Annotated in this window: 18 protein-coding genes; 12 read left to right on the top strand and 6 right to left on the bottom strand. The window is 64.6% G+C overall.

The window, feature by feature from the left end; all coding sequences use genetic code 11:
* Window positions 1–3 precede the first annotated feature (3 nt).
* The 3 genes from ACFWO3_RS05785 to ACFWO3_RS05775 all read right to left on the bottom strand — a co-directional run bounded on the left by ACFWO3_RS05785 (window position 4) and on the right by ACFWO3_RS05775 (window position 4,342).
* The gene (locus tag ACFWO3_RS05785) at window positions 4–2,028 is read right to left on the bottom strand and encodes a hypothetical protein (RefSeq protein ID WP_378574709.1); all 2,025 of its coding nucleotides are present in this window, start codon (window positions 2,026–2,028) and stop codon (window positions 4–6) included.
* Between the two features lie 34 nt (window positions 2,029–2,062).
* Window positions 2,063–3,103, bottom strand: a complete 1,041-nt coding sequence (locus tag ACFWO3_RS05780) for an acetyl-CoA carboxylase biotin carboxylase subunit family protein (protein WP_378575008.1) — start codon at window positions 3,101–3,103, stop codon at window positions 2,063–2,065.
* A gap of 606 nt (window positions 3,104–3,709) precedes the next feature.
* Window positions 3,710–4,342, bottom strand: coding sequence for a TetR/AcrR family transcriptional regulator (locus ACFWO3_RS05775; protein ID WP_378574706.1), 633 nt, complete (start codon window positions 4,340–4,342; stop codon window positions 3,710–3,712).
* 130 nt (window positions 4,343–4,472) lie between these two features.
* On the opposite strand from ACFWO3_RS05775, the gene ACFWO3_RS05770 reads away from it, so the two are divergent.
* On the top strand, window positions 4,473–5,414 hold the full coding sequence (locus tag ACFWO3_RS05770) for an SMP-30/gluconolactonase/LRE family protein (protein WP_378574703.1): 942 nt from the start codon (window positions 4,473–4,475) through the stop codon (window positions 5,412–5,414).
* A gap of 140 nt (window positions 5,415–5,554) precedes the next feature.
* Entirely contained in the window at window positions 5,555–6,193 is a 639-nt protein-coding gene (locus tag ACFWO3_RS05765; protein ID WP_378574701.1) for a YdcF family protein, read from the top strand.
* Here the strand turns inward: ACFWO3_RS05765 and ACFWO3_RS05760 are convergent.
* A complete protein-coding gene (locus ACFWO3_RS05760) occupies window positions 6,190–7,818 on the bottom strand; it encodes a (2,3-dihydroxybenzoyl)adenylate synthase (RefSeq protein ID WP_378574699.1) in 1,629 nt (542 codons plus the stop codon). The two genes, ACFWO3_RS05765 and ACFWO3_RS05760, sit on opposite strands and share 4 nt — an antisense overlap.
* Before the next feature lie 74 nt (window positions 7,819–7,892).
* On the opposite strand from ACFWO3_RS05760, the gene ACFWO3_RS05755 reads away from it, so the two are divergent.
* Complete coding sequence (locus ACFWO3_RS05755; protein ID WP_378574697.1) at window positions 7,893–8,669, top strand: SDR family oxidoreductase; 777 nt, start codon at window positions 7,893–7,895, stop codon at window positions 8,667–8,669.
* A gap of 49 nt (window positions 8,670–8,718) precedes the next feature.
* On the top strand, window positions 8,719–9,366 hold the full coding sequence (locus ACFWO3_RS05750) for an isochorismatase family protein (protein WP_378574695.1): 648 nt from the start codon (window positions 8,719–8,721) through the stop codon (window positions 9,364–9,366).
* Here the strand turns inward: ACFWO3_RS05750 and ACFWO3_RS05745 are convergent.
* A complete protein-coding gene (locus ACFWO3_RS05745; RefSeq protein ID WP_378574693.1) occupies window positions 9,346–10,473 on the bottom strand; it encodes an isochorismate synthase MenF in 1,128 nt (375 codons plus the stop codon). The genes ACFWO3_RS05750 and ACFWO3_RS05745 overlap by 21 nt on opposite strands.
* A gap of 84 nt (window positions 10,474–10,557) precedes the next feature.
* Here ACFWO3_RS05745 and ACFWO3_RS05740 point away from each other — a divergent pair, with 84 nt between their 5' ends.
* Complete coding sequence (locus tag ACFWO3_RS05740) at window positions 10,558–17,583, top strand: amino acid adenylation domain-containing protein (protein ID WP_378574691.1); 7,026 nt, start codon at window positions 10,558–10,560, stop codon at window positions 17,581–17,583.
* Here the strand turns inward: ACFWO3_RS05740 and entS are convergent.
* On the bottom strand, window positions 17,580–18,839 hold the full coding sequence (gene entS, locus ACFWO3_RS05735) for an enterobactin transporter EntS (protein ID WP_378575006.1): 1,260 nt from the start codon (window positions 18,837–18,839) through the stop codon (window positions 17,580–17,582). The genes ACFWO3_RS05740 and entS overlap by 4 nt on opposite strands.
* A gap of 114 nt (window positions 18,840–18,953) precedes the next feature.
* Between entS and ACFWO3_RS05730 the strand changes: the two genes are divergently transcribed.
* From ACFWO3_RS05730 to nuoE, 7 genes are all read left to right on the top strand, one after another.
* Window positions 18,954–19,196 (top strand): phosphopantetheine-binding protein, encoded by a 243-nt coding sequence (locus ACFWO3_RS05730; RefSeq protein ID WP_378574689.1) that lies wholly within the window; start codon window positions 18,954–18,956, stop codon window positions 19,194–19,196.
* A gap of 37 nt (window positions 19,197–19,233) precedes the next feature.
* Window positions 19,234–19,665: a hypothetical protein gene (locus ACFWO3_RS05725; RefSeq protein ID WP_378574687.1), complete on the top strand. Its 432-nt coding sequence runs from the start codon at window positions 19,234–19,236 to the stop codon at window positions 19,663–19,665.
* A 241-nt stretch (window positions 19,666–19,906) separates the two neighbouring features.
* Window positions 19,907–20,266 carry an NADH-quinone oxidoreductase subunit A gene (locus ACFWO3_RS05720; RefSeq protein WP_378574685.1) on the top strand — a complete coding sequence of 120 codons (360 nt, stop codon included), beginning with the start codon at window positions 19,907–19,909 and terminating at the stop codon, window positions 20,264–20,266.
* 47 nt (window positions 20,267–20,313) lie between these two features.
* Window positions 20,314–20,868, top strand: a complete 555-nt coding sequence (locus tag ACFWO3_RS05715) for a NuoB/complex I 20 kDa subunit family protein (protein ID WP_378574683.1) — start codon at window positions 20,314–20,316, stop codon at window positions 20,866–20,868.
* Window positions 20,865–21,539: an NADH-quinone oxidoreductase subunit C gene (locus ACFWO3_RS05710; protein WP_378574681.1), complete on the top strand. Its 675-nt coding sequence runs from the start codon at window positions 20,865–20,867 to the stop codon at window positions 21,537–21,539. The genes ACFWO3_RS05715 and ACFWO3_RS05710 overlap by 4 nt, the downstream gene beginning before the upstream one ends.
* Window positions 21,539–22,819 carry an NADH dehydrogenase (quinone) subunit D gene (gene nuoD / locus ACFWO3_RS05705; protein WP_378574678.1) on the top strand — a complete coding sequence of 427 codons (1,281 nt, stop codon included), beginning with the start codon at window positions 21,539–21,541 and terminating at the stop codon, window positions 22,817–22,819. The genes ACFWO3_RS05710 and nuoD overlap by 1 nt, the downstream gene beginning before the upstream one ends.
* A complete protein-coding gene (nuoE, locus tag ACFWO3_RS05700; protein WP_378574676.1) occupies window positions 22,816–23,589 on the top strand; it encodes an NADH-quinone oxidoreductase subunit NuoE in 774 nt (257 codons plus the stop codon). Before nuoD ends, nuoE begins: the two co-directional genes overlap by 4 nt.

The following is a 23,589-nucleotide window of genomic DNA, read 5'->3' as shown; positions in this document are numbered from 1 at the left end:
CGCTCAGTCTGCCGGTTGGCCCATCCTTTCCGCACCCCAACTGCGGTGGATGTACCCCTCGACTCGGTCGAGCTCGTCCTGCGTGACGCTGGCCAGCTCGCCGGGCTCGAGCGGGTCGAAGTGGAAGATGTACAGGCGCGACGCGAACTGCTCGAAAGGCAGCGATGCCTCGCCGAAGCGCTCGCCGCAGCCAGCTGTGCTGACGACGACGCCGTCACCCCAGTCCTGACCGCTGTCGTTGTTGGGATTGAAGAAGTACACCCGCATCACCTCTTGCGGGTCGAGGCTGACGCGCAGAATGGTGATCGCGTGCCACCCGATGAATCGGGCCGCACTGTCGGTCACGGCGATTCCCGCGGGTTGTGGGTGAATCAGCGGCTGATTGCCGTTGTAGTACGGGTGGTAGCTCGCGTAGAAGTGCCGCAGGAACCCGTCGAGATCGGTGAGGTTGCCGGTAGCGACATCGACGTCGATCCGGAAACCTCGCCCCGACCACCAACCGTGGAACTCGGGGTTGACCCAACGGTGTGGGTCGCCCTCGCGGCCCAGGCACCTGCGCCCCATCTCGGCGTAGATTCGGTCCAGGTGCGGCACCACCAAGAGCGACACCGGATCGAGATCGACGGGAAGGGTTGTCGCGACACCGGATTCGCTTTCGTTGGACGAGATGGGCCGGCCCTCGAAGTGCATGACGATCTCGTCGTCTCGGGCCGCCCACACCACGATCTGCATGAGGTAGTCGGGATCGTTGTACGACCACATCGACAGTGCCCTCGCCGACTGGCATGTGGGGTTGTCACCCTGTCCGATTCCGAGCGGTTGGCCGAGTACCGACAGCAGACCGGACAGCAGCCGCGCGCGCGGTCCGGGTGTCGGCCCGAAAGTCTCGGTCAATCGATCGCGGGAGTATTGCGAGAGCGGTTGTGCGAGTTGACGCCACATGGACGGCGCCACCGGCGGTTGGTAGAGGATCCCGCGCTCGAGCATGAGCGCGAGACCGTAGATGCACTGCGCGGTTTCGACGTGGACTGCCTCGTCGATGATGCTGCGGACCAGATCGTGGTAACACAGCAGGCAGTCGCGTCCGGTGCTGGAAAGGCCGAGCGCTTCGCCGACGAGATACTCGCCCTTCTCCAGGAGGTACCGCAGCAGAACCGCGTGGTAGGGCGACACCAAACCGGTGTCGTGCATGGCGCGGGCGAAACCTGCAGCCTCGTACTGCAACCCGCTGCTGTCCATCGCCTCCAGGCGTCCGAGGTAGACGTCGACGCCGGGATCCTCCCGGCAGGCATCGGTGGTGCCGAACAGGCTGCTGATGAGGCGGTCCGCGCCACCGCCGCTCGAACCGAGATCGACGTCCGGGTCGTTTCGGTAGATCGCGATCTGGGTGATCATCTTCTTGACCTGATCGACCTGGATCGGCCGCTGGCGAAGGATGCGCCAGATCTCCTCCACGAGATTGTCGAGGATGTTTTCGTACCCCACGTTCTCGCCGAGGTACCGAAACAGGCTTCGTGTCACCTGCGCCATGCGCCCCTGCTGCTCACGCTCAGCCTCGCTGGGCGGCGTGAACAGCAGGGACAGGTTGATCGCCAGTACCTGGGAGAGATGCTGACGGGCGTCCTCCGCGGAAATCAGAGGATGCTCGTACTCCCCCTTGGCCACCGCGAGGAGCCGCAGCTCGTTGACTGCCTCCAGCACCACGGTGTCGGAATTGCTGCTGCGCAGTGTGCCCTTGGTCAGCGCCGGGATCAGAATCTGCGGCGAGGCCCAGTCCGTTCCGTCGAACAGACCGGCCTCGTCGAGACCCTGGGCGCGAGCCGCGATCGCAGCCGCACCGCCGGGCTGTAGCAGCACGAGTCGCAGCGCGTCGAGAACAGGACGCAGCTTGACCTGCTTACCGAAGTCGCTGGTCTCTGCCAGGCCCCGGGTCGCCTCGTCGAGCCCGGACAGACGTTTGTCCAGCCGCCGGGAATCGCCCTGCGGGTCGGCGCTACTGCTGTTCGCATCACTGCTGGTCGAAGTCAACCGAGAATCCTCACGTATGAACCGACCTGCGTCCTCAGACGTAGAAGTCGAGTTCTTCCTGTTGTTTCAAGAGGTCACGCATCACATAGGGGTCGTCGCCGAAGAAATAGAGCAGACCCCAGTGGGTACCGAAGGCGGTCCGCTTGGTGACGGTTTCCTCCAACGGTGCTGTGAGCTCGTGGGATTCGAAGTACTCGTGGTCTTCGGTCTCCTCCGGCATCGCCAGCTGGCTGACCACGCGACGGCGGGGATAGACGCCGAAGCAACCGGCGTGCCCCTTCGCACCCACGACCTCCTCCGGGAAGAATGCCTCGATCTCTTCCTCGGTGGTCTTCGGGTCGAACGCGAGAACGAGGCCCTGGTAGGCGTTGAAACCGTAAGCGCGTTCGAGCAATTCGAACACCTTGAAGCCCGGCGGCCTGTAAGCCACCTCACCGAAGTACATTTCGCCGTCGCTCGTCACGAAGTACTCGGGATGCACGAACCCGAAGTCGATGTCGAACGTCTTGATCAATTTCTCGATCTGCCGGGTGATTTCGGGGCGGTACTTCTCCAGCTCCGGTGTGGCAGGAACGAACACGGAGTAGCCGAGAGTCACGTACTCGGAGATGTTGAGGAAGCGAATCTTGCCGTTGTGGATCCAGGCCTCGACCGCGAACTCCCACCCGTCGAGATGGGACTCCATGAGGACGGGAAACTCCTCGTCGGGAATCGTGTCCACCTCGTCGGGGGTACGAATGACCCGGTGCCCGAGGCAGCCGGCCTTGTCGAATGCCTTGAGGTGGATGGGGTCGTTCGGGTCGCCGTCCAGTTTGAGGAGAGTCTGGTTCACACGCTTGAGGAAGCGAATGACGTCGTCACGTTCGTGAGCTTCCTCGAAGATGCCTACTCGGATGCCACCGAGCTGTGCACGGCGCTTCATCAGCGCCTTGTCGCGCAGCAGCAGCGACTGGCCGAACAGGCGCGGGTTGTCGAGGAGTACGGAGTTGATGGCACCCGCCCACTCGACGGTCTCCTCGAAAAGCGGTATCGCGACGTCGACACCCTTTTCCTTCAGGGTCTCCGCGATCTCCATCGAACGGTCGTTGAGCCGCTCGAAATTCCACGGCACATAGGGAATGCCGTGTTCTTTGCAGTAATCCTCGGCCCAGTCGGGCGCGACCACCAGGTAACGACGGTCGAACCGATCCACTGCCTCGATGGCGTTCAGGCTCCAACCGAGAAGGGCTACATACCCCTTCTCGGGGTTCTTGGGGTTCGATTCGGACTTCGATTCCGTCAACTGTCTGCTCCTCTCGAAATGGCAATCACGTTCAAAGAGCGGGCAGACGAGGACCGAGTGTCACCGCCCTGTCGTCCACATCGCGGGAGCGTTCGATCCCGTCGATCTTCACCGCATCCATCCCGTGAAGGCTACCTGCTGGCCTCTGCAGGGCACTGCCGTGATCACCTCCGACGGCCCTGTCAGCGCTCTGAACAGGAGACTCGGCCGAGGTTGGCTGCCAGTTCCTCGAGGACCAGGCGGGCCGTCGTGGCCCGGTGTCGCGTCGCGCCACACCGATGTCCTCGGCAATGCTGCCGGTGAAGGAGGGAACCTCGAATACGCGCAGTCTGTCGGCGTCTGTCTGGTGAACGACACCGTCGGAGCAGCGTATGACGAATGAAGTGAGGCGTACCTCATTCAGGATTCAACCACGTCGCCGGAGTCGAGCGAGTCGTGGATCCCGATGACGGCAGCAGGCAGGTGCGTGAGGATGCTCCGCACCGGCACGTCGTCCGACTTTCTGGCGAAAACCGCACCGTCGATGTTCGCAAGTACATAGCGGGTGAGATGAAGGTTCGTCTCGCAATCCGGCTCGAGTTCGAAGATGCGTGACAGTCCGTCGCGAATCGCCGAGAAGCCAGCCGTCCGCGCCTCGCGAACCACTTCCTGGGTGCCGGAACCGTTGAACGCGCCGGGGGTGATGGCCACCGACATCATCAAACCGAGGAACGCAGGCGCCTTCTCCAGCTCGGATTCGAGCGCCTTCGCGAACACTGTGAGCTTCTCCAGTCGACTGCCCCGGGGGACGGGATATGAGGAGAGCGCGGTGAGCAAGCGGTGCGCACCACGCTCGACGACGTTCAGGAGCACGCCGTCCTTGGACCCGAAGTAGTGATAGACGGAACTGAGCGGCACCTGCGCTTCGGCCACGATTCGGGCGATCGTTGCACCCTCGAAACCGTGCTCGGCCATCACCCGTTCGGCTGCGTCGAGAACCACCTCGCGAGATGCGAGGCCCCTTCGATTCGGCTTCACCAGACTGCCCGACACCCAGGACAGGGTAGACCGCTGCGTCCGATCAGTCGACGAGTCGCCGAACGCCCACGTCGGTCGCAGTCCACCACTAGGCTTTCGAACCGGCAGCACATCCGACTGCCTGCCTCGTCGACGGGGGATCGAGATGCCGCACGGCGGACCACACCCGAAGCTTCGACGTGGAAACGCCCTGAGGTGGGCATCCGGTGTCGTCGTCGCCGCGGTGGCAACGGTGGGCCTCGGCGCGCATCCGGTGGCGGCCGCGCCCGGAGCGTGCGCGTCGGAAGCGCACACCGAGATCGCCGCACGCGTTCCGCTCCTCGATTTCGCCGAGAACATCGGCTACGACGCTGACGGAAACCTGTGGGTCTCGCGCGTTGCGCGCAGCGAGGTGTGGCGTTACGACTCGGCCGGCAACGTGACCGCTCGGGTTCCGGTTCCCGCTCCGGGCGCCATCGCCCTCGGACCCGACCGGCTGCTCTACGTCACCTTCGGCAACCTTCCGGCCAGCGCCATTCCGGGACCGCCCGACAGTGGCGTCGTGCGGTTCGACCCGTCCGATCCCGCACCGGTACCGCAGCAGTTCGTGACCGACCTGACGATGGCCAACGGCGCCGACTTCGACCGCGAGGGCAATCTGTACGTGGGCGACACGGGTTCCGGCGTCGTGCGCATCCGGCCGGACGGGACGACCGATGTGGACTGGACCCGCCGCGCCACACTCCTGGGAGCGAACGGGATCACGGTCGACGGCGACACCCTCTACGTGACCACGATGGCGAGTCTGGACGCCCAGATCGTCCGCATGTCGATCGACGACCCGGCGAGGCGTAGCTCCGTGGCTCGACTGATGCCCGGCCCGGTTTCCTTGCCGGCGTTGCCGGACGATCTCGTCGCCGCCGAGGACGGCAACCTCTACTTGGCAACGACCCTCGGTAAGCTCGTTCGAATCGACCCGGAAGCTCACACGACCTGCGAGATTCTGAGCGGTGAGCCGATGACGTCCGTTGCGCTTCGCGCGGACGGAGACCTGATGGTCGGGACCGAGTCGGGGAACATCCTTCGAGTGCAGACCAGGGCCCGATGACGAATTCATGGGTATGGTCGGTCCGGATTCGGCTGATGAATCCGAGATGTGAATCGGATGAAATTACCCGAATCGTGACGATCAGGTCGACAACGTGGTCTACCTTGTGACGTAACCGACACACGAGGGGGGAACCCGCAATGGTGCCAACCAAGAAGCGTCTGTCCGGATGGGGAGTGCTGACAGCGTCGTTCGTCACTGCAGGCGTTGCAGTGACGAGTGCGCCGGCCGCGCAGGCGGACATCACACCCACCACCATCATCAATGGAGTTCTGTCGACGGTCGGCGGCTGCCAGACCAATATTCGCGACATCATCGTCCGCTGCACCGCAGCCGAGACTCTCACCCCGCAATCGCCCATCATGTTGGATCTGAATCCGTTGGGTACCAACATCGTCGTACTCGGTGCGGGTCTCAACCGTGACGGCTCCATGCCGCCTGTTCTGCACGAGCGTCTGCAGGTCGCGCTGAAGCTTGCTCGTCAGTACCCGTTCACGCCCATCATCACCAGTGGGGGCGTCCCGCAGTCCGGAATCACCGAAGCCCGCGCCATGCGCGACTGGCTCGTCGCAAACGGCGTGTGGGCAGGCAGGATCACCGAAGAGGGCACTTCTCGGTCGACCATCGAAAATGCCCGAAACACCAACGGCATCTTGGCATCGCGTGGCGCCACCGGCGCGGTCGTGGTCTCGAGTTCCAACCACGTTGAGCGCGCGATGAACGATTTCCGGGTTGCCGTGGCGGGACGAATCCCGGTAGCGGGCGTCATCGCCGCCTAGTTCGTTCCCTCGCCCTGTGCGGTGAGGGCGACCCGAAGGTCTTTCCGGCTGGTCTTACCCACGCCGGTCTCGGGGAACGAGTCGATGACACGCACGAGGTCCGGGATCTTCCATTCGGCAAGTCCGCGTTCCCGCACGAACTTTCGGACCGCGCCCTGTTTCGGCGGTTCGTCCGGGTTCACCGCGATCACGAACGCACACGTGCGCTGACCGAGGTATTTGTCCGGAACCGCTGCGACCACGGCATCACGAACCTGCGGGTGCGCGAGAAGGTGCTCTTCCAGTTCTTCTGCGGACACCTTCTCGCCTCCGCGGTTCACATGGTCGGCCGCACGACCCGTGACGATCACGTTCCCGGCCGAATCGAGCCGGGCCATGTCGCCCGTCCGGTACCATCCGTCCGCGGTGAACGAACGGGCATTCGCCTCCTCGTTTCGGAAGTAGCCACGGATCGTGTACGGCCCCTGCGTGATGAGGGCGCCCGCTTCACCTGCCGGGACGTCGTCATCGTTCTCGTCGACGAGCCGGATCTGGTCGTGCGGTGACATCGGTCGACCCTGCGTCGTCGTCACCTGCTCACGCGGGTCGTCGAGCCGCGTGTAACAGACCAGGCCCTCTGCCATGCCGAAGACCTGCTGGAGGGCACCGTCGAAGGCGGCATCGATGCGTTGCGCCAATTCGTCGGGGCACCGTGCTCCCCCCACCTGTAGCGTCTTCAGGCTGCTCAGATCTGCTGCGTTGCCACGTTCGCGGGTTTCGGTCCAGAGTCGGGCGAGCGGCGGAACCAAACCGGTGATGGTGACGCCTGCCCGTTCGATCATGGGGAAGGCCACGTCGGGAGACGGGGCGGCGGCCAACGCCACTGTTCCGCCGACCGTGATCGCACCGAGAATGCCGGGAGAACTCATCGGAAAGTTGTGTGCAACGGGCAGCGTGGCCATGTACACCGAGTTCGAGTTCAGTTCACAGATCTCCGCGCTGCGAACCACGCTGTACAGATAGTCGTCGTGCGTGCGGGGAATGAGTTTGGGAATCCCGGTGCTACCGCCGGAAAGCTGAAGGAAGGCAACGTCCGAAGCCTTCGGGCCGTCCGGCAGTTGCCCGTCCGGGGTGCGGAAAGCGTCGAGAGTGTTCACCTTGGCGGTGTCCTTCTCCGACGGCCCGACGAGAATCACCGCGTCCAGTCCATCGGTGACCTCACGGGTCTCGAGGGCCAGATCCAGGTGTTGGTCCGTGACGATCATCGCGATGGCACCACTCGCCGCAGCTATGGCGGTCAACTCCGTGCTGCGATGGGCGGGGAGGGCGAACACCGGCACCGCGCCCGAGCGAAACAGCGCGAAGGTGATCTCGACGAACTCGGCGATATTCGGAAGTTGAAGCAGGACGCGGTCTCCCGTGCCGATTCCTCGATCGTGAAAACCCGAGGCCAGCGCGTCGACACGTGAGTCCAGTTCCCGAAATGTCCATGTTTGCTCGGCGTCGATCACCGCGACTGCATCCGGTGTGGACGCGGCGACGTCGTGAAGGACCGTTCCGAACGTCTTGCCTGCCCAAATGCCCTGTTCGGTGTAGCTTTGTGCCAGTTCGTCCGGCCACGGTGTGAAGTCGGTTCCGTTGTTCACCGTTGCGTTGCCTCCGTTCGGGGAGCATGTAGTTACCGATTGCAAGGACCAAGGCCGAAGGTTAGCCTAACCGAATGGTTGGGAGTGGATCGAACGTGCCCGGGGTGACCGGCAAGGTAGTGGTCGTCACCGGTGCAAGTGGAGGAATCGGATCGGCAACTGCGCATGCATTCATCGATGCCGGCGCCAGCGTGTGGTTGCTCGATCGTGACGAAGCAGTACTGAAACTCGGTGCAACACTGGGAGTTCCAGCGTCACAGGTGGACGTGCGGGACTCGGGCGACGTCGACTCTGCGTTCGGGTCTCTGGTCGGGCAATTGGGCGCTCCGTCTTCGCTGATCCACGCCGCCGGAGTGTTGTCCAGCGGGCCTGTCGACAGCCTGACCGATGCAGACTGGTTCGAGACGATGCAGGTCAACGCAACCGGAACCATGAACGTCACTCGCGCAGCTGCGCGAGTGATGGCAGGGCCCGCATCCATCACGGTCATCGGTTCGAATGCGGGTGCAACGCCACGAGCCGGCATGGCGGCGTACGGAGCCTCCAAGGCTGCCGCAACGTCCTTCGTCCGCTCTCTCGGACTCGAGCTGGCACACAGGGGAATCCGTTGCAACATCATCTCCCCGGGATCGACCGATACGGACATGCTGCGTGGAATGTGGTCCAGCGAGGACGAATCGGAAAAGGTCATCGCCGGTGACCCCTCCCGGTATCGGTTGGGTATTCCACTGAGAAGGATCGCGAAGGCAGACGACATCGCTGCCAGTGCACTCTTTCTCGCTTCCGATGCAGCACGGCATATCACACTTCACGACCTGCGGGTCGATGGCGGCGCCACGCTCGACGCGTGACCGGTCACGACACCGCACACTTGTAAACGACTTGAAACAAAGGATTCTCATGGCCATCCCGCCCATCTCCCCCTACCAGCCGCCGACCATCGAGGAAGTCCCGGAAGCGAAAGTGCCGTGGCGACTCGACCATGACCGGGCGGCGTTGCTGATCCACGACATGCAGAACTACTTCATCGATGCGTACGACATGGGCGCCGAACCGATCTGCTCCGCGCTCGCCAATATCGTTCGGCTGCGCGAAACCTGTGAGGCGGCCGGAATTCCGGTGATCTACACGATGCAGCCCGGAGACCAGCATCCGTCACGTCGCGGGATTCTCGGCGACTTCTGGGGGCCGGGACTGACGTGGGGCCGCGACACCGAAGTCGTGGATGCGCTGACGCCCGGAGCGGGTGACATCCAGGTCACCAAGTGGCGCTACTCGGCGTTCCAGCGCACGGACCTTCGGCAGCTACTCGCTCACCACGGACGTGACCAGCTGATCGTGAGCGGTGTGTACGCCCACATGGGGTGCATGCTCAGCGCTGCCGACGCCTTCATGGAAGACGTGCAGCCGTTCATGGTCGCCGACGCCACTGCCGACTTCAGTCGTGACGAGCACCTGATGGCGTTGACCTACACCGCCAAACGCTGCGGCGTGGTCACCACCACGGACGCTCTCGTGACGGCGTTGTCACCACTCGAGGTCGGCTGAATCGGATCCCAAGGCCGCGAGGACCGTCCGGAACTTGGTGAGAGTCTCCGACACCTCGCGGCTCGGATCCGATCCGGCCACGATTCCGCCGCCGGCGTATGCCGTTGCCGCATGCCGGTCGGGACTGATTCGCGCACAACGGATCGCGACCATCCATTCGCCGTCACCGTCGCCGTCGCACCAGCCGACCGTCCCGGCATAGAAGCCCCTGTCCGGTTCGATGCCGCGGAGGAAATCCATTGCGGCGTCGGCAGGTGTTCCGTTCACGGCGGGCGTCGGATGTACTGCCAACGCCAGATCGAGTGCGGTGATGCTCGGGTCGTTCAGAGTGCCGGTGATCGGTGTGCCCAGGTGCCACAACTGAGGGGTGCCGGTCAGCTCGGGGCCGGCGGGAACGTCGAGTTCGGAGCACAGCGGCGCGAGTGCGTGGCGGAGCGAGTCGATCACGAATGCGTGCTCGTGCAGGTCTTTCGTGGATGCGAGGAGCTCTCTGCCCACCGCGTCGTCTCGAACGGGATCGGGTTCCCGGCGTGCCGAACCGGCCAGCGGGTGGCATGTGACCGTGGTACCTCGGCGGCGGATGAGAACCTCCGGGCTCGATCCCACGAGTGTTGCGCCGTCGTCGAGTTGGGTCAGGTATCCGTTCCCGTTCGCATCCGCACGGACGAGGCGACCGAGGACTGCGTGGGGGTCGAACGGTGCGGTCGCGGTGACCTGCGCCTTTCTGGACAACACGATCTTCTCGAGCTTGCCGCTGTCGATCACGCCGAGCGCCTCTGCGACCCGCTTGGCGTGGGTGTCGTCGTCGGGTTCGAAGACTGCGGGCGAAACACTCCCGAGTCCGGGTGATTTGGTGTTCACGCCCGATTCGGGAAGCTGCCAGGGTGGGGTCGATTTACGCAGTTCGTCCGGTTCGGTGAGTGAGCACGGTTCTGCAGTGTCGAACGGGAGGGCTCCGACCAGAGACGACGCCTCACCTCGCCTGAGCGCGGCTGCGGCAACGCGAGGATCTTTGAAAGTGTTTCTGGCACCGAATGATTCGACGACCAACTCGGGGCGAGTAAGTACGAAGCGAGGGAGGGCGGAGCTGACAGCCGGAGTGCTCATATGGTTAGGCTAGCCTGATCAATCGAGAAGTTGGAAGTTGAAGAGTTGAACGCCGTCGAAGAAAGCAACAGGAGCGTCCGCCCGATGTCACCCTCGCTCGCCACCCGGTCGACCCGTGCTGTTCCGCTCACCGCGGCCCAGAGAGAATTGTGGGCGGCCCACCAGCTCGATGCCACAGGTTCCGTGTATACCACCGCGGAGTATGTCGAGCTTCCTGCAGACGTCGACGTGTCCATCCTGCAGCGCGCAATCGACACCGTCCTGGACGAGGCGGAGATACTTTCGGTCGCATTCGACCAGGAGCCCGGAGCGGGCGACGGGGACCCGAACTCCGTCACCCAGTCCGTCGAATCAGGCCGACGCCCGGCCCTCGAGAGCGTGACCGCAGGCAGCCGTGAGGATGCGCTGGAGTGGATGTCCGCGGATCTCGGCGGGTCCATCGACCTGTCCGGTACCGAGGCGCTGGCCCGCACCGCACTCCTGTGCACCGGCGATGCGGTGCTGTGGTATCTCCGAGCGCCCCACATCCTGCTCGACGCATACGGCTACTCGCTCCTCATCAGGCGTGTCGCGGCGCTGTACACCGCGCTGGCGGCAGAGAAGGAGCCCCGGCCGGCGCAGTTCCCGTCGTTGGCCGAGCACGTCGAGGCTGCGATGGCCACGGACGAGAACGTGCGGGAGAGCGAGGCGGACATCGCTCGGAGCGGGCCCGGATCACGCCCTGCGGTGGAGGCCCACCGGTGCTCGTTGCTGCTGGGCGGCGGCGTCGTTCAACGCCTGCGCGAGCTGACCTCGGAACGTGACGGATCCTGGACCGAGGCGGTGTATGCCGCTGCCGCGGCCTACCTGGCCGCGCATGCCGATGACACCACCGTTCGTATTCGAGTGCCCGTACTCGCCAGGCAGGGCGTCGAACTCCGCTCGCCCGTCACTGCCACGAATGTGGTCTCCCTCACCTTGGACGTCGCTCCCGGGGGCATCGGCGATCTGATCGATCGTGTCACGGAGTCGTTCACCCACATGAAGTCGGCTCAGCGAGTGCGCACCGCACGCGACACGCACGAGCCCGTGGTGAACGTCAAGCCGTTCAACAGCACCGCCAGGTTCGGGGAGATCGTCGGAGCGGTCCATCAGATTGCAACGGGCCCGGTGGAGGACCTGACGATCTCGCTGACCGGAAACGGCGACGACCTGATCCTGGAGGTGGCCGGCAATCCGGATGGCTACACCGCTCGCGAGATCGAGTCGCATGCTCAGCGTTTCGCGCATTACCTGCAGTTGCTGCCCACCGTCGACCCATCGGCCCCGCTTCGTGCCCTCGACATCTGTTCACCACGTGACGGCGCCGAATGGGAAAACCTCTCCGGTTTGAACCGGGTCGAACGCCCTGCGTCCACTCGTGCACTCACTCTCGCATCGGCTTTCGCGCAGCAGGTCGAGGCTTCGCGCGACCGCATCGCCGTGGACGACATGAGCTATGCGGAGCTCGATCGGCGGAGTGCCGCATTGGGCGCCCGGTTGCGCGAACAGGGCGCCGGTCGCGGAACGGTGGTGGCGATCGGTCTCGAACGCAGTGCCGAACTGATCGTTGCGATCGTCGCCGTCTTGCGAAGCGGGGCTACGTATCTGCCCATCGATCCGCACTCCCCGGCCGAACGCGTACGGCACATCCTCGACGACGCTCGTCCCGCCCTCGCAATAGGCGAGACCGAATTGCTTTCTGGCGTGCCGCGAGTCGAAGAGCCCGAGGGCATTTCGGAGCACGCTCCCGGCGGACTCGACGCGGCCCGGCCGGACGACATCGCCTACGTCATCTACACGTCGGGCTCCACCGGTGCGCCGAAGGGTGTTCCGATACCGCACAGCAACGTGATTCGCCTGTTCGAGCAGTCGCGCGACTGGTTCGATTTCACCGAATCGGATTGCTGGCCCCTGCTCCACTCGTACGCCTTCGACTTCTCGGTGTGGGAGATGTGGGGTGCTCTGCTCCACGGCGGGCGCCTGGTCACCGTCTCCGAGGACACGCTGAGGTCGCCTGCGGACCTTGTGCGCCTGCTGGTGGACGAACGAGTGACCGTCCTCAATCAGACGCCATCGGCGTTCGGTCACCTCACATCTGCACTGAAGGATGCCGAAGCCTTCGATCGAATCGCCCTGAGATACATCGTGTTCGGAGGCGAAGCGCTCGATGCCGCGGCCCTGCGTACCTGGTTCGACAACGCTCGCCCCGAACGTACGCAGCTCGTCAACTTGTACGGGATCACCGAGACGACCGTGCATGTGACCGCCGCCGAGGTGACCGATCCGAGTGCAGTCGGTATCGGGGTGCCGCTCGGTGACCTTCGCGCATACGTCCTCGGTTCCGGGCTGCGGCCGGTGCCGCCGGGCGTGACCGGCGAACTGTACGTCTCGGGACCCGGACTGTCTCCCGGCTACCTACATCGACCGGGCCTGAGTGCCGCCCGGTTCGTCGCAGACCCCTTCGCCGCACCGGGTGAGCGGATGTACCGGACCGGCGACCGTGTGCGGTACGTCGACGGCTCCCTCGAGTACCGCGGACGCGCGGACGACCAGGTCCAGTTGCGTGGCTACCGTGTGGAACTGGGCGAGATCACCGCTGCGCTGTCCGAGGTTCCCGAGGTCGGTGCGGCAGTCGTCGACGTGGTGGAGCACGCCGGAGAGCAGCGTCTGGTCGGATATGTCGTTCCCTCCCCGGGGGTCGCATCCGAAGGACTTGACGAGGTCGTTCGAGCGCACGTCGTGCGGACGCTCCCCGGATACATGGCGCCGTCCCTGCTGGTGGTGCTCGATCGGCTCCCTCTGACGAACAACGGAAAGGTCGACAAGAAAGCACTCCCCGAGCCGCAGTGGCGCGGGTCGGCGGCGGACGTTCCCCGAACCGCACTGGAGTCTGCGCTTCTTCCGCACTTCTCTGCGGTCCTCGATGCCGAACGAATCGGCGTGCACGACAGCTTCTTCGACCTCGGCGGCAGCTCGCTGTCAGCAGCGGCCCTCGTCTCGGCCGTGGCAGCCGATCTCGGTGTGGCCGTGCGGGTCGCCGACATCTTCGACCAGCCCACGGTGGCCGGTCTCGCCGCCCGGCTCGAAGACTCGGCCGATCAGGTACCCACGCGGTCCTCCCTGCCCACCCGACCCACGCGTCGAGGTGTTTCGGAACGCACGCCGCTCCCGTTGTCCCCGCCGCAGGAGAGGCTGTGGTTCCTCGACAGTGCAGCGGGCGGTGGTACGTATCTGCTCGCTCTCGCCGTCGACTTCCACGACGGTGTCGACGGTGACGCGTTGAGTTCGGCACTCGCCGACGTGGTCGGCCGTCACGAGTCGCTGCGCACCGTCTTTCCTGTCGTCGACGGTGCGCCACACCAGGTGGTCTTGCCCGCCGCCGCATCCAAGGTCAGGCTCGAGCGGGTGACCAACATCGGAAACATCCAGGAGCACATCGACGCGATGGCGCGGGTGGGTCTGGGCCTCACCGAACAACCGCCCTTGCGGGCCGTGCTCTACGAGCCCCAGCACACGCTGGTGCTGCTGATGCACCACATCATCGGCGACGAATGGTCACAGTCGAGACTTCTCGACGATCTCGCATTCGCCTACAACGCGCGCACAGTCGGGTTGCAGCCCGACTTCTCGCCCCTTCCCGTGCAATACCCGGACGTGGCGCTGTGGCAGCGCGAACGGATCGGAACCGGGCCGGGCGACGACACGCCTCTGTTGGAGCAGCAGCTCGAGTACTGGGATGCGCATCTGGCCGATCTGCCCCTCGAATTGGGTTGGCGCACCGACAGGCCGCGCCCGGCCCTGCCGACCAATCGCGGAGCCGGCCTAACTCGCGTGCTGGATTCGAACCTGCACGCGGCCATCGATTCTCTTGCCGCCGAGCGGCGGGCGAGCTTCTTCATGATCGTGCACGCGGCGGTGGCCGTGCTGCTCGAGCGACTCGGTGCCGGCGAGGACATCGCCCTCGGTGTTCCTGTTGCCGGTCGCGCACATCCAGACCTCGACGACATGGTGGGGTGCTTCATCAACACCGTCGTTCTGCGTACCGACGTCTCGGGTGCGCCGACGTTCGACGAACTGCTGGATCGCGTGCGGTCGGTGGATCTAGGCGCGGTGGACAACTCCGACGTGCCGTTCAATCGCATTGTCGAGTTGGTGAATCCACCACGCTCGTCGTCAAGGCACCCGCTGTTCCAGGTGATGCTGTCGCATTGGAAGCAGGACGCGGATGCTCGGCAGTTCGACGGGACCACCTCCTCGGTGCGCATGCTCGATGCGACGACGGCGAAATTCGATCTTGCGCTGCGCTTCTCGGAATTGCCGAACAGTGCGGGAGCCGAGGTCACCTTCGAGTACTCGACGGAACTGTTCGACGACGCCACCGTCGATTCGCTTGCCGACCGTCTGATCGTGGTGATCGAGCGTCTCGTCGCAGACCACGACAAGTCCATCGCTCGTCTCGACATCCTCACGGAAGAGGAGCGGGGTCTCGTTCTCGGTGAGTGGTCCCATGTCACCCACGAGATTCCCAGGTGGACCTTCGACGAGTACTTCTCGGCGCAGGTGGCTGCGTCGCCGGACGCAGAGGCGTTGGCGGTCGGACCCGGTGTCCGGCCGGCGGTGTCGCTGAGCTACCGCGAGGTCGACGAGCGGGCCAATCGCCTTGCTCACCAACTGCTCTCGCAGGGCGCTGGACCGGGAACGGTCGTCGCTGTTGCGATCGATCGATCGGCCGAGCTGATCGTGGGTGTGCTCGCGATCCTGAAGACGGGTTCGGCCTACCTCCCCATCGACCCGACGTACCCCGCCGACCGCATCGCACACATGCTCGCCGACGGCGAACCGGTGGCGGTGCTGGCCTCGTCCGCGGGCGTTCCGGACCGAAGCCCATTGGGTACGTCGGTTCCGATCGTGGACGTGGACGATCCCGTTGTGCAGGAACAGCTGCGAGGCCGGTCCGCCACTGCTCCCACCGACGCCGACCGGCCCCGTCCGCTGCACCTCGACGATGCCGCCTATCTGATCTACACGTCCGGCTCGACGGGTGTACCGAAGGGCGTTGTCGTACCGCATCGCGGAATCGCGGATCTGCTGTCCCTGCAGTCCGACGTGATCGGTATGGACCACACGACGCGGGCACTGCACTTCTCCTCCATCAGCTTCGACCTCGCGTTCTGGCAGATGATGTGGGGTCTGCTGTCCGGGGGCACACTGGTGGTCGCCACCGACGAGGACCGCGTGCCCGGTGAACCTCTCGCGAGGGTGATCGCGGATCACGATGTGAACTTCGTCGGCGTACCACCGTCTTTCGCGGCCGCATTCCCACCCGAGCACCCCATTCCCGACGGTGTGGATCTGATGCTCGGTGCGGAGAAGCTGACTCCTCAGCTCATCGAGCGCTATGCGCCGGGCCGTCGCCTGTTCAACGCTTACGGTCCGACCGAGTGCACAGTCAATGCGACGCTGGCCGTGGTGGAGCCCACTCACGTCGGACCGGTCCCGATCGGAGTGATCGACCCGGGAAAGCATGCGTACGTATTGGATCAGGCTTTGCGGCCCACGCCGCCCGGAGTCTCCGGCGAGCTGTATCTGGCCGGTGGAAGCGTCACTCGCGGATACCGGAACCAGAGCGGGAAGAGTGCCGAGCGGTTCGTCGCGAATCCGTTCGGCGCCCCCGGTGAGCGCATGTACCGGACTTCCGACGTCGTGTGGTGGGGCCACGACGGGCAGATCTACTTCACCGGCCGCGCCGATTCGCAGGTGAAGGTGCGAGGTTTCCGAATCGAGCTCAACGAGATCGAGGCGGTGCTGTCCGCGGACCGGGACGTCGAGCACATGGTCGTCATCGTTCGCGAGGACAGGCCCGGCGATCAGCGTCTGGTCGCCTACGCGACCTCGGTTCCAGGCGGGCGCATCGACCCGGATCAACTGCAGCGCCGTGCTGCCAGTCGCTTGCCGGACTACATGATTCCGGCCGCGTACATCGCCGTCGACGAGTTCCCCACCCTCCCCAACGGGAAGCTCGATCAGTCGTCGCTGCCGGTGCCGCACCTGTCCTTGCAGGTGTCCGAGCGTGGGCCGCGCACCGCCCGAGAAGAAGTGCTGTGCCAGCTGTTCGCAGAAGCGCTGGGCCTGGACCGGGTCGGTATCGACGACAGCTTCTTCGATCTCGGTGGGCACTCCCTGATGGCGGCAGGCCTGATGAGTGCGATCGCGACGCGGCTCGGCGTGAACGCAACGGTGGCTTCACTGTTCGCGGCGCCGACCGTTGCGCAACTGGCGGGCCGACTCGACGACGACCACGACGCTGATGCGCTTGCCGTGCTCCTGCCGTTCCGCACGGAGGGATCGAAGCCACCGCTGTTCTGTTTTCATCCGGCCGGCGGAATCAGCTGGGGCTACTCCGGTCTGCTTCGACACATCGACGAGCAGTACCCGCTGTACGGGGTGCAGGCCTCGAACCTGTCCTCGTCCAAGCGGCCACCGGAAACGCTCGCCGACATGGCGGCCGAGTATCTCGAACACATGCGTTCGGTCCAGCCCGAGGGGCCGTACCACCTGCTCGGGTGGTCGCTGGGCGGCGTGGTCGCGCACGCGATCGCGGGCGCTCTGCAGGAGCGGGGTGAGGAACTGGGCATGCTGATCATGCTCGACTCGTTCCCGTCCGACGCCTGGGCGTCGATGCCCACAGAGCAGGATGCACTCGCCGCGCTGCTGTACATGGTGGGCTACGACCCCGAACCGCTACTCGCGGACGGTCTCGACCGTCAGCAGGTGATCGACATCCTGCGTGGTGAGGGAAGCGCGCTCGCCGGAATCAACGAGCACACTCCGTCCGCGATGATCGACAACTTCGCGAACGCGGTGCGCCTCGAATCGGAGCCGTCGCAGATCGTGGTGGAATCGGATCTGCTGTTCTTCACCGCCACGAGGAACCCACCGACCTCGGCGACGGCCGACCTGTGGAAGCCTTTCCTGAACGGAGCGATCGTCAACCACGACCTCGACTGCGAGCACAAGGACATGACGCAACCCAAGTGGATCGGCGAGGTCGGTGCCGTGGTGAACGAGGCGCTCGCGAACTTCGACTAGCCCGCTACCGTGCTCGCCGGCTCCTCCTGGTGGGCACGGTAGCCGCGCAGTCCCCTCAGGAAGAGTGCGAGCACGCCGAGGGCGATCACACCGCCTGCGCCGTACAGCAGAAACGCTTCCTGTGGGCCGACGGCGGCACCGACCGCACCTGCCACGAGTGCACCGGTCGCCGTGCCGGTGGAGATCTGTGCGCCCCACACGCCGGCTACGCGTCCGCGGTACTCCTCGGGAGTTTCGGTCTGGATGACGGCGTAGCGCAGAATGTCGCCGACGACCCGCCCGAAGCCGTGTGCAACGAGGCCGAGGAACGTGACGGCGAACATCGGTACCGAGCCGACGCCGACGAGTCCGGCCGCTGCAATGATGGCGGCGACGAAGACGACGAGACCGCCCCTGCGCACCGTCCCGGTCCAGCCGCTCGTGAGTGATCCTAGGAGTGCGCCGACGGCGGGCGCGCTGTAGAGCAGGCCGGTGGTGCCCGGGCCCGCATCCAGAACCTCGCTTGCGTAGGCAGGCAACAGGACGTTCCAACCCGTCAGCATCATGGCGCAGAAGCCGACGAGCAGAGTTCCACCCACCACGGAGTCCTTGGCTGCGTAACGGAATCCGCTCGCGATCGACTGCAGCGGTCCCTCGGTGTTGCGGACCGGCGGCGGGAGCGAGGGAAGTCGGGAGATGCAGTAGGCGGTCAGTGCGGACGACAAGGCTGCGAGGACGTAGTTCGTGCCCACGGAGGTCGCGGCGATGATGACACCGCCGATGGCAGGTGATGCGACGGTGCCGAGGTCGGACATCACCGTCATAAGTGCGCCGGCCGCCGCCATCTTGTCCTTCGGGAGCAGCGACGGGATCACTGCCATCAGCGCGGTGGCGGAGATGCCGCCGGCCAGGCCCTCGATCACGCCCGCGACGTAGATCACCCACAGGTGCGACGTCGGAAGGAACGCATTGATCGCGAGAATGGCGAAAGCGATACCGGCGGTTGCGCGGGCGATCGAGATAACCGGGCGACGGTCGTATCTGTCGGCGATCACGCCGCCGAACAGGGTGCCGACGAACACCGAGACGCCGACCACGATGCTTGCGGCACCGACGGCCAGGGTGGACCCGGTCATGTCGTATACCTGCAGTGGGACCGCCACGAGCAGTAGGCCGAGGCCGAAGATGGAGATCGTGCGGGCGATGAAGATGTATCTGAACTCGCGACTGGTCCGCAGTGGGGAGAGATCGATTGCGTATCGGGACAGTCCAGCCATCGTCATCCATTCACGTTCGAGTTCAGCACGGTCGTATCGTGCGTTGCACACCACGACCCCTATGCTTAGGCTGCACTAACTTATCAAGCTTCGAATGCCGGCATGGAGGTCCCCTTGAGTAACGCACTGACAGGCGCGCTGACTCGTGAACGTATCCGCAACGACATCGCGGAGGTTCTGGAAATCCCCGTGGCCGACGTGGACGACACGGCGAATCTGCTCGACGAGGGCCTGGACTCGGTCCGCGTCATGACGTTGCTCGAGCGGTGGCGTGAGAGCGGTGCGCAGGTCGATCTCGTCGATCTGATTTCCGATCCGACGGTCGACGCGTGGGCCGACATTCTCGACGTGAACTGAGGCTCCGCCCACCGCGCATCGCGGTAGCATCGGCCTCGTGAGCGAACCGAGCGCCGTCGCGGACCGTGGTGTGCTGCGTGTTCTCGTCTACAGTGACGACAGGTCGGTGCGTTCGGAGTTGACCGCCGGCCTGGGTACTCGCCTCGATGCACGCCTCCCGGAGCTGGTCTACGTGGAAGTCGCCACCGCTCCCATGGTGTTCCGGCATCTCGACGCCGGCGACGTCGATCTGGCGATCCTGGACGGTGAAGCCGTTCCGGCAGGTGGATTGGGCGTGGCCAAACAGGCGCGCGACGAGATCGACCCCTGCCCGCCGCTCGTCGTCATCACCGGCCGCAGCGACGACTCCTGGCTCGGGTCCTGGTCGAGAGCCGATGCGGTGATGCCGCGGCCGATCGATCCGATCCGGCTGGCGCAGACGCTCGTGGACCTCCTTTCCGATCCTGCGGAGACCCGACCTTCGACTTAGGGTCTCCTTCGCCAGATACTCGGTCTCCCAAAGAAACTGGCCTTCGAGCAGCGTCGAAGCGCGTACCTTTCGGTGTCGTGACACCTCCCAACGCGCCTTGTGTGTCGACTGCTCACCCTGTGCACACTTCGGCGGTACTGTGTGTGTTGCAGCTCACAACGGTGTGAGTTGCGGACCTGAAGAATCAGGGAGCAGGACATGAGCCGAGTCCGGACACGCGGGCGAGGGGAGGTCGTATGCCATGAACGTCTACGTTCCGATTCTCATCCTCGGTGGCATCGCCGCGGCGTTCGCGGTGTTCTCGGTGCTGGTCGCGTCGCTGGTCGGACCGAAGCGGTACAACCGGGCGAAACTCGACGCCTACGAGTGCGGCATCGAACCGATGTCCCAGCCCGGGGTGGGCCAACGCTTTCCGGTGAAGTACTACCTCACCGCGATGCTGTTCATCATCTTCGACATCGAGATCGTCTTCCTTTACCCGTGGGCGGTTCACTTCGACGCTCTCGGGGTCTTCGGCTTCGCGGCGATGGCTGTCTTCGTCTTCAACGTGTCGGTGGCGTACGCATACGAGTGGCGACGGGGTGGTCTGAGTTGGGACTAGAACCGAGCTCGGGACCGGAACCGATCCGAGCAGGGAGCTGAAAGGGTATGGGTCTCGAGGAAAAGCTACCGAGCGGCTTCTTGCTGAGCACCGTCGAGGAGGTCGCGGGATACGCGCGTAAGGGCTCGCTGTGGCCCGCATCCTTCGGACTCGCATGCTGCGCTATCGAGATGATGTCCACGGTGTCCGGCCGCTACGACATCGCACGATTCGGCATGGAGCCCTTTCGCGGTTCGCCACGTCAGGCCGACCTCATGATCGTCGCCGGTCGGGTCAGTCAGAAGATGGCTCCGGTACTGAGGCAGATCTACGACCAGATGGCCGAACCCAAATGGGTGCTGGCCATGGGTGTGTGCGCCTCTTCGGGCGGCATGTTCAACAACTACGCGATCGTGCAGGGCGTCGACCACGTCGTTCCCGTCGACATCTACCTTCCCGGGTGTCCGCCGCGCCCCGAGATGCTGCTCAACGCCATCATCACTCTCCACGAGAAGATCGCGGACATGCCACTCGGGGCCAACCGCGAGGAGGCGATCGAGGCCGCCGAGAAAGCCGCACTCGCGTCACCCACCCTCATGGAGACGAGGGGGTTGTTGAAATGACCGAACGCGCCGGTGAGTCCATCGGAATTCGTAAGGGCCTGTTCGGTGCTCGCGGAACGGGTGACACCTCGGGGTACGGAGGTCTCACCAGCCGGATCGTTCTTCCCGGTGGATCATCGCGGCCTTACGGCGGCTGGTTCGACGAAATGGTGGATTCTCTCGAAACCGCATTGCAGCGCAGTGGTGTTCGCTACGAGGACGCAATCGAGAGAGTGGTCGTGTTCCGCGGCGAACTCACACTGGACGTTCGGCGAGAACACCTTCCGGTGGTTGCGGCCACACTGCGCGATTCGCCGGCACTGCGCTTCGAACTGTGCCTCGGCGTCAACGGAGTGCATTTCCCGGGCGACGACGGAAGCGAGTTGCATGCCGTGTATCCCCTGGTGTCGATCACGCACGATCGCCGGGTCCGGCTCGAGGTCTCGGCCCCCGACTCGGACCCGCACATCCCTTCGCTGTGCCGCATCTACCCCACCAACGACTGGCACGAGCGGGAGACGTTCGACTTCTTCGGAATCGTCTTCGACGGTCATCCCGCGCTCACTCGTATCCAGATGCCGGACGACTGGGAGGGGCACCCGCAGCGCAAGGACTATCCGCTGGGTGGTGTGCCGGTCGAGTACAAGGGCGCGCAGGTGCCACCACCGGACGAAAGGCGGGGGTACTACTGATGATGCACACGGTGGCAGGACAGGACTGGGACGAGATCGTCCAGGCTGCAAGAGAGTCCGGTGACGAGCGGATCGTCGTCAACATGGGTCCGCAACACCCGTCGACGCACGGGGTGCTGCGTCTGATTCTCGAGATCGAAGGTGAGACCGTCACCGAGGCCCGCTGCGGAATCGGCTATCTGCACACCGGTATCGAGAAGAACCTCGAGTACCGGAACTGGACGCAGGGCGTCACCTTCGTGACCCGCATGGACTATCTGTCGCCGTTCTTCAACGAGGTTGCGTACTGCCTGGGCGTCGAGAAACTGCTGGACATCACCGAGGAGATTCCCGAGCGCGCCAACGTCGTTCGGGTGATGCTGATGGAGCTCAATCGCATCTCATCACATCTCGTGGCCCTCGCAACGGGCGGCATGGAACTCGGCGCGGTCACGGCGATGCTCTTCGGGTTCCGTGAACGTGAACTGGTGCTCGACGTGTTCGAGGAGATCACCGGTTTGCGAATGAACCACGCGTACATCCGTCCGGGCGGGTTGGTGCAGGATCTTCCGTCCGGTGCAGTCCGCAAGGTTCGTGAGCTCCTGGACCTGCTGCCGAAGCGCTTGCAGGACATGGAGGATCTGCTCAACGACAACTACATCTGGAAGGCGCGAACCCAGGGCATCGGCTACCTCGACCTCACGGGTTGCATGGCGCTGGGCGTGACGGGGCCGGTTCTCCGTTCCACGGGACTGCCCTACGACCTTCGCAGGTCCAACCCCTACTGTGGGTACGAGAACTACGAGTTCGACGTTTCCACGGTCACCACGTGTGATGCATACGGCCGCTACCTGATTCGGGTAGACGAAATGAAGCAGTCGCTGAAGATCGTCGAACAATGCCTGGACAAGCTGCGCCCGGGTCCGGTGATGATCGACGACAAGAAGCTGGGTTGGCCCGCCGAACTCAGCGTCGGACCCGACGGGATGGGCACTTCACAAGAGCACGTGGACAAGATCATGAACACCTCCATGGAGTCGCTGATTCATCACTTCAAGCTGGTCACCGAGGGCTTCCGGGTCCCGCCCGGTCAGGTGTACGCAGGTGTCGAGTCGCCCCGAGGAGAACTCGGAGTCCACATGGTCAGCGACGGAGGCACCCGCCCGTATCGGGTCCACTATCGGGACCCGTCGTTCACCAATCTGCAAGCGGTGGCGGCGATGTGCGAAGGCGGAATGGTCGCGGACGTCATTGCCGCGGTGGCAAGTATCGATCCGGTGATGGGAGGTGTGGACAGGTGACCAGCGAACCGGTGTTCATCGAGTTCGGGCCCGTATCGCAGGGCTTGCCGCTCCCCTCACGAGACGACGCTCCTCGTGAGTACGCAGAGGACGTGGTCACGCGGCTTCGCGAGGACGCCGAGCAGATCATGGGCAGGTACCCCGACACGCGCTCGGCCCTTCTGCCGTTGCTGCATCTGGTGCAGTCCGAGGACGGTTACATCACGCCCGCCGGAGTGGCGTTCTGTGCAGATTGCCTGGAGCTCAGTGTTGCCGAGGTGGCTGCGGTCGCAACCTTCTACTCGATGTATCGGCGTGAGCCCACCGGCGAGTACCTGGTCGGGGTATGCACCAACACGCTGTGCGCGATCATGGGTGGCGACGCGATCCTGGCAGCTCTCGAGGATCACCTCGGTGTGGCGAGTGGTGACACCACCGGGGACGCGAAGATCACGGTCGAGCACATCGAATGCAACGCCGCGTGCGACTTCGCTCCCGTGATGATGGTGAACTGGGAGTTCTTCGACAACAGCACGCCGGAGTCGGCCCGCACACTGGTGGACGAACTGCGCAGCGGCAAACCGGTCACACCCACGCGCGGCGCAACCCTCTGCACCTTCAAGGAGACGGCCCGCATCCTCGCCGGATTCCCCGATCGCCGGCCGGGAGCTTCGGACGCCGAGGTGAGACCGCAGACCATCGCCGGCCTCCGCGTGGCACAGGAACGGGCGATGACGGCACCGAAGATCCCCGAAAACGGCCGTGGTGCCGGGCAATCGGGAGGTGAGTGA

The sequence above is a fragment of the Rhodococcus sp. NPDC058521 genome, from assembly GCF_042719695.1.
GTDB lineage: Bacteria > Actinomycetota > Actinomycetes > Mycobacteriales > Mycobacteriaceae > Rhodococcus_F.
This window is presented reverse-complemented; position numbering and strand designations above follow the sequence as displayed.

Excerpts from the sequence above, each read along its gene's own strand:
- ACFWO3_RS05765 (WP_378574701.1), top strand. The coding sequence starts at position 5,555 with ATGGTGCCAACCAAGAAGCGTCTGTCCGGATGGGGAGTGCTGACAGCG.
- ACFWO3_RS05740 (WP_378574691.1), top strand. The coding sequence starts at position 10,558 with ATGTCACCCTCGCTCGCCACCCGGTCGACCCGTGCTGTTCCGCTCACC.
- ACFWO3_RS05750 (WP_378574695.1), top strand. The coding sequence starts at position 8,719 with ATGGCCATCCCGCCCATCTCCCCCTACCAGCCGCCGACCATCGAGGAA.
- ACFWO3_RS05715 (WP_378574683.1), top strand. The coding sequence starts at position 20,314 with ATGGGTCTCGAGGAAAAGCTACCGAGCGGCTTCTTGCTGAGCACCGTC.
- nuoD (WP_378574678.1), top strand. The coding sequence starts at position 21,539 with ATGATGCACACGGTGGCAGGACAGGACTGGGACGAGATCGTCCAGGCT.
- ACFWO3_RS05780 (WP_378575008.1), bottom strand. The coding sequence starts at position 3,103 with ATGGAGATCGCGGAGACCCTGAAGGAAAAGGGTGTCGACGTCGCGATA.
- ACFWO3_RS05770 (WP_378574703.1), top strand. The coding sequence starts at position 4,473 with ATGCCGCACGGCGGACCACACCCGAAGCTTCGACGTGGAAACGCCCTG.
- ACFWO3_RS05755 (WP_378574697.1), top strand. The coding sequence starts at position 7,893 with ATGGTTGGGAGTGGATCGAACGTGCCCGGGGTGACCGGCAAGGTAGTG.
- ACFWO3_RS05710 (WP_378574681.1), top strand. The coding sequence starts at position 20,865 with ATGACCGAACGCGCCGGTGAGTCCATCGGAATTCGTAAGGGCCTGTTC.
- ACFWO3_RS05745 (WP_378574693.1), bottom strand. The coding sequence starts at position 10,473 with ATGAGCACTCCGGCTGTCAGCTCCGCCCTCCCTCGCTTCGTACTTACT.
- ACFWO3_RS05720 (WP_378574685.1), top strand. The coding sequence starts at position 19,907 with ATGAACGTCTACGTTCCGATTCTCATCCTCGGTGGCATCGCCGCGGCG.
- entS (WP_378575006.1), bottom strand. The coding sequence starts at position 18,839 with ATGGCTGGACTGTCCCGATACGCAATCGATCTCTCCCCACTGCGGACC.